Annotated in this window: 10 protein-coding genes; 9 read left to right on the top strand and 1 reads right to left on the bottom strand. The window is 48.0% G+C overall.

The window, feature by feature from the left end; genetic code table 11:
- Positions 1 to 39: 39 nt before the first annotated feature.
- Entirely contained in the window at positions 40 to 711 is a 672-nt protein-coding gene (locus ADS79_RS01870) for a YqeB family protein (RefSeq protein WP_049736707.1), read from the bottom strand.
- 240 nt (positions 712 to 951) lie between these two features.
- On the opposite strand from ADS79_RS01870, the gene ADS79_RS01875 reads away from it, so the two are divergent.
- The 9 genes from ADS79_RS01875 to desA all read left to right on the top strand — a co-directional run bounded on the left by ADS79_RS01875 (position 952) and on the right by desA (position 12,543).
- Positions 952 to 1,719 (top strand): ABC transporter ATP-binding protein, encoded by a 768-nt coding sequence (locus ADS79_RS01875; RefSeq protein WP_049736708.1) that lies wholly within the window; start codon positions 952 to 954, stop codon positions 1,717 to 1,719.
- A 12-nt stretch (positions 1,720 to 1,731) separates the two neighbouring features.
- Positions 1,732 to 3,612, top strand: coding sequence for an ABC transporter permease (locus ADS79_RS01880; protein WP_049736709.1), 1,881 nt, complete (start codon positions 1,732 to 1,734; stop codon positions 3,610 to 3,612).
- Between the two features lie 157 nt (positions 3,613 to 3,769).
- Positions 3,770 to 4,795 (top strand): ABC transporter substrate-binding protein, encoded by a 1,026-nt coding sequence (locus ADS79_RS01885; RefSeq protein WP_049736710.1) that lies wholly within the window; start codon positions 3,770 to 3,772, stop codon positions 4,793 to 4,795.
- Positions 4,792 to 6,879 carry a Fe(3+)-hydroxamate ABC transporter permease FhuB gene (gene fhuB, locus ADS79_RS01890; RefSeq protein ID WP_084765555.1) on the top strand — a complete coding sequence of 696 codons (2,088 nt, stop codon included), beginning with the start codon at positions 4,792 to 4,794 and terminating at the stop codon, positions 6,877 to 6,879. The genes ADS79_RS01885 and fhuB overlap by 4 nt, the downstream gene beginning before the upstream one ends.
- A gap of 120 nt (positions 6,880 to 6,999) precedes the next feature.
- A complete protein-coding gene (locus ADS79_RS01895; protein WP_049736712.1) occupies positions 7,000 to 8,619 on the top strand; it encodes an AraC family transcriptional regulator in 1,620 nt (539 codons plus the stop codon).
- Positions 8,620 to 8,739: 120 nt separating this feature from the next.
- Positions 8,740 to 9,780 carry an ABC transporter substrate-binding protein gene (locus tag ADS79_RS01900; protein WP_049736713.1) on the top strand — a complete coding sequence of 347 codons (1,041 nt, stop codon included), beginning with the start codon at positions 8,740 to 8,742 and terminating at the stop codon, positions 9,778 to 9,780.
- A 124-nt stretch (positions 9,781 to 9,904) separates the two neighbouring features.
- Positions 9,905 to 10,312: a cytidine deaminase gene (locus ADS79_RS01905; protein WP_049736984.1), complete on the top strand. Its 408-nt coding sequence runs from the start codon at positions 9,905 to 9,907 to the stop codon at positions 10,310 to 10,312.
- 127 nt (positions 10,313 to 10,439) lie between these two features.
- On the top strand, positions 10,440 to 10,994 hold the full coding sequence (locus tag ADS79_RS01910; protein WP_049736714.1) for a GNAT family N-acetyltransferase: 555 nt from the start codon (positions 10,440 to 10,442) through the stop codon (positions 10,992 to 10,994).
- A gap of 493 nt (positions 10,995 to 11,487) precedes the next feature.
- Positions 11,488 to 12,543 (top strand): Delta(5) desaturase DesA, encoded by a 1,056-nt coding sequence (gene desA, locus ADS79_RS01920; RefSeq protein ID WP_049736716.1) that lies wholly within the window; start codon positions 11,488 to 11,490, stop codon positions 12,541 to 12,543.
- The last annotated feature ends 26 nt before the right edge of the window (positions 12,544 to 12,569 follow it).

A 12,569-nucleotide genomic window follows, 5' to 3' on the forward strand; every position in this document is an offset into this window, starting at 1 on the left:
CGTGTAAAGATAGTTGTGTGCGGGAGAGCTAGGGAATTTTTAACGATAATATTGCCGATTCTCCTTTTCTTTTACAGATACTCTTAGCTTCCAAAGCTCTTTCGCCAACTGAAAAGCTTCTTCATCATTTCCCGATTCCATTGCTATTTTCCTAGCTTTCAAGAGAGCATTCGCAGCGGGGGATAGGTCAGGAGAATCTACAACCCATATTTTAAAATCATTTTGAAATGGGTCCGAATCACTCCAAGCATAACGATGCTTTACAAATGCAGCACCGACTGTGCGTTTAGGGAGCTCCTGCTTACAACGAAATAGCTCTTTCTCATCATTGCCGATAAACACTATTTGATTTTTTTCCAGAAAGACAAGTGAGATATCCTTCTTTTGCAGGACCGTTTCTTCATCTCTCAGCTTTAAAAACACGTTGTCATCGTATAAAGAGACTTCTAAGCTTTCATGAAAGGATAGGAAAGTAAAGGCAACTCCTGCAATCAACCCGAGGATCATAGTAATAATGCCTACCCATGCCCCATGATAGGAGGCAATTAGCTTTAAAGGTCCCTCGAAAAAAGGTATCCACGGCAAAGAACTCCCCCATTTCGCAATCCCGGGAAGAAACCACCCAAGCACCAAACCAATCAGCGGAAAGCCAAGCCACAAAATAACCTTATCTGCTTTTGAAAAGTTCAACAATGTATGATTATCACTCAACTGAATCCACCCTTTTTAGATAATCCACTCGTAATGGAATGTCACAATCATACAGGTTAGGTCAGACCTAAGGTCAAGGGTTAAGATGAATTTTAATCTTTTCCTCCCACCCAAATCTTACAAAACCGAAAGTAAACTGTAAGGTAGATCAATAGCACCTCCATCCGAAACTCGGTACATTTAATAGCGAGGAGAAACAACGATGGCAGTCGGATGTTACTAACGAATGGAGGACGTAAGATGAGTGCAGCTGTACTGGAAGTCAAAGACGTACAGAAAGTATACGGAAAAAAGGGAGAAAGCCAATCGCATGCTTTAAAAGGGGTCTCCCTGACGATTGAGAAAGGGGAGTTCGTCGGGATCATGGGTCCGTCAGGTTCCGGTAAAACGACGCTGCTCAATGTCATTTCCACACTGGATCGCCCAACAGGGGGCTTTATCCAGATTGCAGGTACAAACATTACACAAATGAAACAAAACCAGCTGGCCGATTTCCGGTCGCAAAAGCTCGGTTTCATTTTTCAGGATTTCAATCTGCTAGAAAACTTGTCCATCTACGAAAACATTGCCTTGCCTCTATCACTGCAAGGTGTAGCTTCCAAAGAGATTGCAGCCAAAGTGAAAAAGGTAGCACAAACCCTTTCTATCGAAGAGATATTGTCCAAATACCCGGTTCAGGTTTCAGGCGGGCAAAAGCAACGGGCGGCGGCTGCGCGCGCACTGGTGCACGATCCGGCTATTCTTTTGGCGGATGAGCCGACAGGAGCGCTTGATTCCAAAAATGCCAAAAGCTTGCTAGAAACCATGACAGATTTGAACGAGAATCATCAGGTTTCGATCATGATGGTTACGCACGATGCATTCAGTGCCAGCTATTGCAAGCGAATCTTGTTCATTCAGGATGGCAATCTGTACACGGAAATACATCGCACTGGGGATCGTCAGCAATTTTTCAAACAAATTCTGGATGTCCTTGCCGAGCTTGGTGCATCTCATGATGTGCGCTAGGAGGAGCAGAAGATGTTGGTAAAGCTATCACTATCTAGTATGAAAAAGATGATGAAAGACTATCTGGTGCTTCTGATAGGCTTGGTCATCTCGATCTCGATTTTTTACATGTTTCAGACGCTGGCGTTGAATTCGGACTTTACCAAAGGAAATTCGGTTATCAAGTCCATTCAGATCGTTTTTAACGTTGGAGCGTTTTTGCTTGCGATGATTACGATTTTCTATATCTTTTTCGCCAATTCGTTCCTGCTCTCGCTGCGGCGCAAGGAGCTGGGGATGTACATGGTGCTCGGTGCAAAGAAGGGGAAGATCAGTCAGATACTCTTTTGGGAAACATTGATGATGGGGATTGTTTCGTTGGTAATCGGAACCATCGTCGGCATCGGGCTGTCGAGTGGTATCGGCAATCTGTTGATGAACCTGCTGGAGATTTCGGCAGATGGCTACTATCCGTTCTACCTACCGTCGGTGTGGATGACATGGGGCTTTTTCCTGGTGCTGTTTCTGCTCACATCCATCATCAATGCGGTTCGTTTGGCACGTGCAACGGAGCTTGATCTTATCCGTGCGGAGCAGCAAAACGACAATGTGAAAGCAAAAGGAATCGGAACAGTTCTGGTTGCAATCATAGGGCTGGTGCTCGTAGCAGTCGGCTACTACTCGCTAATTGAAATCAAAATGCTGCAGGTGCTCGGATTTTTTGTAGGGGCATTCGCTACTACGATCGGGACGTATCTGTTGTTTATCTCGCTCTTGCCTGTACTGGTGCAGGCTTTGAAGCGAAATCGCAAGCTGAATGATCGCAATCTGAATGCTTTTACGCTGGCACAGCTGCGTTTTCGGGTGAATAATCTGACCAAAATTCTCGGTACAGTTGCGATGCTGATCGCTCTTGGTGTAGGGGCGATGGCAGGCGGACTTGCTTTCCAGAAAAACGTAGACTTGTTTGCAAACGCCGGGTATGTGTACGATATCACGCTTCACGATCCAGTCGAAGCGGATCAAGAAGCACTGAAAAAAATGACGGTACTGGAACAAAATACGTATCGCTACAAAGTAAATGAGGATGCGATGTATTACCTCAAGGATGATCTCTTAGCACATCCGCCGTTGATTTCTACCAACACCTTGCAGCAGTACGATCCAGATAAGGAACCAAAGCGAATCACGGAACCACTCCCTGCCAATCTGTATGGAATGAATGATGAAACAGACGAGAAAACGGGGCAGAAGCTGGAACAACTGCCGGAAGAATGGTACCAAGCCATCTCCCAGGGATTTACGATAAGCTATGATATGTATGATGGCAAGCCGGTGCGTATCGTAGATCAGGCAACCTTTGCTAGTTTAAAAGGGAATGAACACAGCGTTTTTATAGCCAAAGTCGATGACTTTTTGAAATATAAGCAAGACATAAAAGCAATGAACCAGCGACAGAAGGAACGGATCAAGCCAGTCTCAGAGGATAATGAGGTATATCTCTCGACAAAATACGGAACCTACGAATCGGTTTATGCCTTTACCAGCGGGACGATGTTTATGGGTTTTTTCTTGGGTGTAGCGTTTTTGGCGATGATGGCGAGCTGCCTGATGTTTAAAATCCTTTCAGGAGCTAGCCGTGACCGTGATCGCTATAGCATGCTGAGAAAGATTGGCGTGCGCAAATCATTGCTTGTGGGCTCCATTTATAAAGAGCTGCTATTTGTTTTCTTGTTCCCGGCATTGATGGGACTGACTCACGTGCTAGTGGGTATGCAAATGTTTTCGGTTATTTTGTTAGACCCGTACGTAAACATTTGGGTTCCAACCGTGATTTTCGTGGCGATCTACGCCCTGTACTATCTCATAACGGTAAGACTGTATCGCGGAATTGTTTTGCCAAAAGATGCGTAAATCAAGAATCCCCCACACGATGGGGGATTTTTTGCATTTTCAGCGTTGACAAGGATAATGATAATCATTATCATATGTTCTTGAAAGACACGTACATATTTCCGTGTGAGCAGCGATGTTCACTCTACTTAGAACAAGAAAAAAGGGGGATCATTCCATGCGTTTTGCTAAGCTGCCATTTTTTCTAGTATGCTTGTCTGCATTTTTGTTGCTTGCTGCATGCGGAAATTCAAATACGAGCACGCAAGCAGGCTCGTCCTCACAAACAGCTCCACAAACTCAGCCGGAAGCAGGCAAGGCTGGAGAAGAGCAGGTCCGTACGATTAAGCACGTAAAGGGTGAAAGCACTATTAAAGGGGTTCCCAAGCGTGTCGTCGCATTGGAATGGAGCAGTGCTGAGCATTTGCTTGCACTTGGTGTACAGCCTGTAGGAATTGCGGATATTCCCAACATGAAAAAATGGGTGAAGCTTCCTGTGGAAATTGCCCCCGATGCCGTTGATGTCGGCAGTCGTACTGCACCAAACCTGGAATCGATCATGCTCTTGAAGCCAGATTTGATCATTGGCTTGAATCGGAATGTGGAAGCAAACTACGACGAACTGAGCAAGATCGCACCTACAATCGCCTTTGATTCCAACCCGACGGAGGGTGAGGGTGACCAATATTCCCGAATGATTGATACTTTTAAAGAAATTGCGGATATTGTGGGGAAAAAGGAAGAGGCAGACAAGGTTTTGCAAAACCTCGACAAGACGTATGCCGAAGCTAAAGAAAAAATCGTTGCTGCAGGCAAAGACAAGGTTCCATTTATTCTCGCCATGGGCTACAGCAACCAGAATGCAGTTGAATTCCGTTTGTCTACCGACAACTCCACTGCTGTGAAAATCCTGGAGCATATCGGTCTGACGAATGCGTATAAACCGAAGAAATTCGAGCAAAACGGGATGACGACTACGGACGTAGAAGCACTCCCTGCCTTACAGGATGCCAACTTCCTGCATATCATCCAGGATGATGATAACGTGATTGATAATCAGCTGAAGAACAATCCGGTTTGGAACGGTCTTACTTTTGTAAAAGAAAATCGCATCTATGCATTGGGTGGCGACATGTGGCCTTACGGCGGTCCCTTGTCTGCAGAAATTATGGCGAAAAAAGCGGCTGATCTGCTGACGAAATGAGTCTTGTCAAACGTGAAACAATAGCCCGAGCCGTTATTCATCCAGCCCCTTCTGTTTCAAGAGGAGGCTGGAGGCCGTTATGGATGTTGTTGGGCGGGCTAGTGGTTCTGTCTATTCTGACGTTTGTGAGCTTAACACAGGGCATGGCTGATATCTCGCTGCGCTCGGTTGTTCAGGCGATTATCGCTCCGCAAGACATTGCAGATCATCAGCTCATACGCGGTGTCAGGCTGCCGAGGACGGTCATGGGCCTTTTGGCTGGGGCAGCGCTGGCAGTATCGGGGGCATTGATGCAAACGGTCACCCGCAACCCGCTGGCCTCTGAGACAACACTCGGCGTAAATGCAGGAGCGTATTTGTTTGTCGTCTTTGGGATGGTCTTTTGGCCGGCGATTTTGCATCAATTTCCGCTTCCTTTTGCCATGGCGGGAGGAATTCTTGCTGCAGTCGCCGTTTACTCTATGGCAGGCGGACGAAAGGGAAGTCCTGTGCGCGTGGCGCTGTCAGGAATGATCGTCACGCTCGTTTTCTCCTCGCTGACGAGTGCAATCATTTTATTTAACGAGGAAACGACACAAGGAATATTTTTATGGGGCTCAGGCTCCCTCAAACAAAATGACTGGTCTGGTGTGGCATTTAGCTGGCCACTGATTATTGGCGGAATTGTAGTCGGATGCCTCATGGCACGGCAACTGGACGTGCTTTCGTTTAATGAAGAAACGGCACGCTCCTTGGGTCAAAAGGTAGGAAAAACACGACTCTTGGCTATGCTCATTGCCATTCTCATTACTTGCGTGTGCGTCAGTGTCGTTGGCCCTATCGGTTTTATTGGGCTTGTTGCACCACATCTGGTACGCTTGTCCGGGATGACGAGACATAGCTGGCTGCTGCCAGTCAGTGCGATTTGGGGTGCAGCCCTGCTCGTCGCTTCTGACACGATTGCTCGGTCGTTTGTCAACGCATATGGCGAGCTTCCGGCTGGCGCGATTACCGCAGCAATCGGCGGACCTTGGCTGATCTGGCTTGCGATGCGGGTTTCTCGCAAAATAAGTGCAAGCACTGGCGCTAGTACCTCCATGAGTGTAGGCGGCTGGCGTTCACGGATTCCTTATCCGGTCTGGATTGTCCTGTTCAGCGGCCTTTTAGTTATCGTATGGCTGATCAGCCTGGCGAGCGGAAACATGTACATTTCGCTGTCAGAGGTTTGGGCTATTGTTATGGGACAAGGAAATGACCTGTATCGTCAATTGATGTTTGAGCTGCGGATGCCACGTGTTTTGACGGCTGTATTGGCTGGCGTTGCGCTGGCGGTGAGCGGCAGCATGATGCAAAGCGCTGTTCGCAACCCACTTGCCGATCCGCAAATTGTCGGTGTGACAAGCGGGGCTGGCGTTGGAGCGATTTTGCTCTTGCTTGTCTTTCCGCACTTGTCGGACTGGATGCCACTGGGGGCATTGCTCGGTGGGGTGGCTTCCGCTGCAATTGTCTATGCCGTATCGTGGAGACGTGGACTGAACCCAATCATTTTGACCCTTGTAGGGATTGCCGTTGCCGCAGCGGGTGCAGCCTTCATCAATATTTTGATTGTACAGTCGCAGCTTTTGGCAGCGCCAGCCCTCGCTTGGATGGCGGGAAGCACGTATGGTCGCGGCTATTTAGAAGCAAGCCGCTTGCTGCCAGCTCTCCTCGTGCTGTTGCCGTTGGCATGGTGGCTGGGACGTCGTGTTGACTTGCTATCCTTTCATGACGAGAGCTCAATGGGGCTCGGCTTACGGGTTCGACGCACAAGACTGTACGTAGCGATGATTGCGGTACTCCTTGCTTCTCTGGCTGTCGCGAGCGTAGGGGCAGTCGGTTTTATCGGTTTGCTTGCACCACATGCTGCGCGCATTCTCGTTGGCTCGCATCATCGCAAGGCAGTGATAATATCAGCCCTGCTGGGTGGTTTACTATTGGCAGCGGCAGATTTGATTGGAAGAACAATTCTGATTCCAAAAGATATCCCGTCAGGCATTGTCGTAGCACTTTTGGGGGCGCCCTATTTATTTCTCCTGATGTTCCGCTCGACTCGTTCTGGCTCCTAAATACAAATACGTAGCTTCTTTTGCAGAAGAGTAGACCAGCCAGGAATCCTATATCCGCTTGTCTACTCTTCTGCTTGCTTGAGTAAACAAGGCGTATATGAAATGCAAGGGGGTGTGGCAATGTCAAACCAACACAAAAGAATGTCGCATTTTCTGGTCTCATTAAAAAAGCACAGCTGGAGAGCAGGCTTTGGCTTGCGAGTACCGCAAGTACCGACTCATGCGCTGTGCTACGTGGCAGAGGGATGCGCAGCGATTACGATTAGCGGAAAAATAAACGAGATCAACTCAGGGACAGCGGTGCTGCTTACCCCTGGAATGAGAATAGAAGCACTCGCAGGAAATACCGGGTCGCTAGTTTTTTATGTGCTTCAGTATGTGGAAGCAGCCTTGCAGCCATCCAATCAGGTCGTGGAGATTATGAAAAACACGCTGCTTGCTGCCGATTTGCAGACGGATTCAACTGCGTTTGCGATCAGTCTGCCAGCGACTCTTCTGTCCAAGCTGGAGGAACTGGCGGCGACTGTTTCCAAGCAGGACTACGCTTCTATTTTACGTGGACAGCTTTTGTTTTATGAACTGCTCTCTTTCATCCATACCGAGCAATTGCAGCATGCGGAAAAAGGAATCGGACCCGTAGAAGCGACGCTTGCCTACATGCAAAAAAACTATCGGGAGCCGCTGGATGTCGGTATTTTGCCTCGTGTTGCCCAGATGACACCAAGCTCGTATTGTCGCGCTTTTAAACGAGCAACAGGGATGACACCGAGCGAATATTTGACGCATCTGCGGATGAAGGAGGCCAAGGAATTGTTGGTCTCGTCCCAATATAGCGTCAAGGATGTGGCACGTAGCGTTGGTTTTTCCGATGAGCTCTATTTCAGTCGGCTGTTTAAAAAGCGGGAGGGTCTGCCTCCATATATATACATGAAGCAAGCAGGCCAGCGTGTTGCTGTGGTGAGCAAGCTGTTTTTACAGGATCATTTGCTAGCGATGGGGATTCAACCGATTGTTGCACCGTCTTTTCCCAGCTATTACACGACGAAATCAGGGTTTCCCCAGTATCTGCATCACCGATTGCGAGGTACAAAAGCGCTGAATGCCGAGCAGCCAGTCGATCCGCAGGAGATCCTATGCCTGTCTCCAGATGTAATCGTCAGAATGAATGTGCAGGGAAGAGAGGATGCGCTCGAATGGAAGCAGACGCCGCAAACCTTGCTGTTCAACGATTATTTGCATTGGGACGAGTATCAAATGAACATAGCAACCATGTTCCAAAAAGAGAGCGTTGCTGAGGAGATCATCCGACATATCGATACAGTGGAAAAGCAGGCAAAAGACGCATTGAAGTTCGTTACACGTAAGGGACGATGGACGATTCTGCGTGTGCTCGGAGATGAGGTACGGATGTACGGAGTTTATGGTCATGCCTTGACCGACCTGTTTTATCACAAGCTCGGTTTCCAGCCTGACCCGCGCGTGACACATGCCAGCTACAGGGCAGATGCGTTTTCCGAGCTGCTTGCGCTCGACCCGGAGCGAATCATTTTGATCTGGAGCGAAAAGAGTCATGTGGCAGCCCTGGAGCAGAACCCGCTATGGAGAGAGCTGCGCGCGGTACGGGAAAATCAGGTCTACTACCCGGACAGCCGCGACTGGGACCCGTGGGGACCGCTCGGGAGGGAGTACATGATCCAAAAGAGCACGTCATTTTTTCTTCGAGCAGCTGGTCACGGATAATTCGCTCCATATAAACGGGGCAACCACGTCCATGGAAAAGCAGGGCGAGTCTCTATATACTATCAATTGATAATGGTTATCACTAACAGGATTATTGATAGAAGTGGGGGCAATATCGAGATGAAAAGAAACACTGGAGTTCAGCACATTCGCCACATACTGCTTAGTCTCTTTCTGGTAAGTATGCTCGCCGTTTTGGCAGGCTGCGGGGGGACAGCGAATCAGGCGCAACAGACGCAAGCGCCAGCATCAACAGCACCGGCTGCAACCGAAGCACCAAAAGACGCAAGCACCCCGGCACCAGCGGATACAGGCGAGGTACGCGAAATCAAGCATGCTATGGGCACGACAGCAATCAAAGGGGAACCGAAGCGCGTAGTCATTTTGACCAATGAAGGAACAGAGGCTTTGCTCGCACTCAGCGTCAAGCCAGTCGGAGCCGTACAGTCATGGGAAGGAGAGCCGTGGCACGACCATATCAAGGCTGAGATGGATGGCGTGGAAGCACTCGGTTACGAAGATCAACCGAATCTGGAGGCGATCGTCAGTCTGAATCCGGATTTGATTATTGGCAACAAAGTACGTCATGAGAAAATATACGATCAGCTGTCAAAGGTTGCGCCAACTGTATTTTCCGAAGAGCTGTCTGGCAGATGGAAAACCAACTTTGCTCTGTATGCTGAAACCTTAAACAAAAAGGCAGAGGGCGAAAAGGTAATGAAGGAGTTCGACGATCGCGTAGCGGCTGCAAAGGAAAAGCTCGGTCCAAAGGCGGCCATGAAGGTTTCCGTAGCCAAGTTCTCCAAAAAAGGCGTTCAGATTTATCAAAAGGATACGTTCAGTGGTGTGCTGTTTGAACAGTTGGGCGTAGCACGTCCAGCTTCGCAGGATGTCAATAATTTTGCGGAGCTGCTGTCAGAGGAAGGCATGTCTGCCATGGACGGCGACATCTTGTTCTATTGGGTTTCCGAGGCAAAAGGCTCCACGGAGATTACCGACATGGCGAAAAAATGGATGGATAGCCCGATTTTCAAGTCTTTGAATGTAACGAAAAACAATCAAGTATTCCGGGTAAACGAAACGATCTGGAATACAGCTGGTGGAATTAAAGCGGCAAACCTGCTGTTAGACGATTTCATGCAGCGTATTGATGGAAAATAAAGATAGCAAGGCAAAAAGGATCTCACCTGCTCGCTGGATGAGGTCTTTTCCTTTTTTCTATGATTCTATCGTTTGGTTCCTGTACGATGGAGAAGTAGATAATCATGACGGAGGAAGAATGGAAATGAACATCGAACAAGCTTTATTCGAAGCGGCAGTGGAGCTGATTCAGAAACGATACCCAACCGGTTGGGGCGGGGCAGCAGCGATGTATACGGAAGACGGGACGATTTTGACGAGTGTAGCGCCAGAGGTTTTGAATGCTTCGACGGAGCTTTGCATGGAGACGGGTGCAATCTGTGAGGCGCACAAGCTGCAAAAGGTCGTAACGCATACGATCTGCGTTGTTCGTGATGACGAGCGTGCAGCGTATAAAATATTGACGCCATGTGGTGTCTGTCAGGAAAGACTCTTCTACTGGGGGTCAAAAGTAAAGGCAGCCGTCTATATGCCAGAGGGTGGACTCGTGTATAAAACGCTGGACGAGCTGCAGCCATTTTATTGGTATCGTGCGTACAACCAAAATCAATAGAAATGAACCAAGAAATCGCGTACAATAAAAGTAATTTTCTACCAAAGGAGAATGCCCTATGAGCAGTAGCTATCTGATTGTGCCAACAGTGATAGAGGTGAATAGCAACTAACAAAGGAGCGTTTCCATGACAACAAGCAATGAAAGCTTATTTCGCGGTGAATTCCTTCGCTTTACAGCGGCGTATCCAGGTGATGCCGAACAGATGGCGCGTTTTAGTGAGGACTTCGACTATTTGCGCAGGCTGGATTCAGACTTTGCAGTTCCTCAGCAGCCCTCTGCCTTTGCAGCCTCAAACACACGCGGTACTAACAATGTCGAGTTCATGCTGCGTCCGTTAGAGGATGATCGACTGATTGGTTTTGTCGCTTTATTCAAAATCGAGTGGAATAACCGCGCTGCTCATATGGCAATGGGAATCGGCCACCCGAATGACCGGGGAAAAGGCTACGGAGTCGATGCATTGAAAATGCTCCTCCGCTACGCTTTCCATGAATTAAACCTAAACCGCGTCGGACTCGACGTCATCTCATACAACGAGCCAGCCATCCGCGCCTACACCAAAGCAGGCTTCACGGAAGAAGGCAGAATGCGCTCCTCCGTCCTGCGCGAAGGCAAAAGCTACGACCGAATCATGATGAGCATCCTGGCAGCAGAGTGGGAAGCCATGCAAAATAACTAATACGAATCTGTATCGAAATCCCTGACGAACGAAGATAGGTCAGGGATTTTTGTTTTTATTGTCACCCACTCATTAAAAATGTCGGCGTACATAAACAGCTGGCAGAGGAAAATGGAGAAAATACGAAGCTCTTTGGAACACCGACCAAGGCGTAGTGAAAAAAGAGAAACACGCCTTTAAGCGTCCACCCCTGAGACACCTCCCGAACCCTTCCACTTTGGACGCGGTTTCGCTTTTTTCATGAAGCCGTCCAGTGAATCCTCTAAGCTAGTGTTCCAAGAAGCTGGAGCATTTTCTCCATTTTCCTCCCCCCACCAAAGCCACGCAGAAATTTTTATCCCCCCTAAATACTTGTTCAACCATGACATTTGTCATGTCATCGACTTGACGTTTATGACTACAGGGATCTGACTGAATTTTCTACAATATAGATAGAAAATTGCGTCTGGCAAATCCGCCACCCGCGCGCATCATATCGAGGAGGATACATGCAATGCACCAATCCAACATCGCTCATTTGAAAAAGAATGTTGCCCCCTTTGAAAAAACAGATACCAAATCAAGTATCAGACAGTTAATCAATACGATAGGTCCGCTGCTTTTGCTTTGGTATGGTGCGTATTTGAGCTTGTCTGTGTCCTACTGGCTGACACTCCCGCTTACAATCATCGCAGCCGGATTCATGATTCGAACCTTCATTATTTTTCATGATTGCTGCCATCAGTCGTTTTTTGCAAGCCGTACGGCAAACGATATACTCGGAATTATCACAGGTGTCCTCACGCTATGTCCTTATGAACAGTGGAAAAACGCCCATTCCATCCATCATGCAACGAGCGGCAACCTCGATAAGCGCGGTGTGGGCGATATTTGGATTATGACGGTAGATGAATATTTGGCTGCTCCATGGTGGCAGAAGATCGCATATCGGATTTATCGCAATCCATTTGTTATGTTTGGGATTGGCCCAATTTTTGTCTTTGTATTTCAATATCGCTTTAATCGCAAAGGGGCTCGTCGCCGCGAACGATTGAACAACTATTTGATGAATGTGCTGATTGTCGGCACATATGGGCTCATGATTTGGGCGATTGGCTGGAAGGCGGTTCTTTTGATACAAGGCCCGATCTTTTACATTTCTGGTGTAATGGGCATCTGGTTGTTTTACGTCCAGCATCAGTTCGAGGATTCTTACTTTGAAAACGAAGATCAGTGGAGCTATGTGAAAGCAGCTGTAGAAGGCAGCTCCTATTACAAGCTACCGAAAGTACTCCAGTGGCTGACAGGCAATATCGGCTTCCACCACGTACATCATCTGAGTCCAAAAGTACCGAACTACAACCTGGAAAAAGCACATAATGAAACGCCTCCCTTGCAGATGGCAACAACGATTACGTTTGCGAATAGCCTGGTTGCACTACGCTTTCGCCTATGGGATGAGCAGGGCAAACGCTTTGTCAGCTTCAAGGAGTTAAAGCAGATGCTTACTGACAAAGAGTCCATCATGAATGCACTTCATAGCCCAAAACCAAGCTTGGAAGGAAAATAACTCTGCCATATACCCTTCGATTCGGA

Source organism: Brevibacillus reuszeri, assembly GCF_001187725.1.
Classification (GTDB): Bacteria; Bacillota; Bacilli; order Brevibacillales; family Brevibacillaceae; genus Brevibacillus; species Brevibacillus reuszeri.

Excerpts from the sequence above, each read along its gene's own strand:
- ADS79_RS01875 (WP_049736708.1), top strand. The coding sequence starts at position 952 with ATGAGTGCAGCTGTACTGGAAGTCAAAGACGTACAGAAAGTATACGGA.
- ADS79_RS01880 (WP_049736709.1), top strand. The coding sequence starts at position 1,732 with ATGTTGGTAAAGCTATCACTATCTAGTATGAAAAAGATGATGAAAGAC.
- ADS79_RS01885 (WP_049736710.1), top strand. The coding sequence starts at position 3,770 with ATGCGTTTTGCTAAGCTGCCATTTTTTCTAGTATGCTTGTCTGCATTT.
- fhuB (WP_084765555.1), top strand. The coding sequence starts at position 4,792 with ATGAGTCTTGTCAAACGTGAAACAATAGCCCGAGCCGTTATTCATCCA.
- ADS79_RS01895 (WP_049736712.1), top strand. The coding sequence starts at position 7,000 with ATGTCAAACCAACACAAAAGAATGTCGCATTTTCTGGTCTCATTAAAA.
- ADS79_RS01900 (WP_049736713.1), top strand. The coding sequence starts at position 8,740 with ATGAAAAGAAACACTGGAGTTCAGCACATTCGCCACATACTGCTTAGT.
- ADS79_RS01905 (WP_049736984.1), top strand. The coding sequence starts at position 9,905 with ATGAACATCGAACAAGCTTTATTCGAAGCGGCAGTGGAGCTGATTCAG.
- ADS79_RS01910 (WP_049736714.1), top strand. The coding sequence starts at position 10,440 with ATGACAACAAGCAATGAAAGCTTATTTCGCGGTGAATTCCTTCGCTTT.
- desA (WP_049736716.1), top strand. The coding sequence starts at position 11,488 with ATGCACCAATCCAACATCGCTCATTTGAAAAAGAATGTTGCCCCCTTT.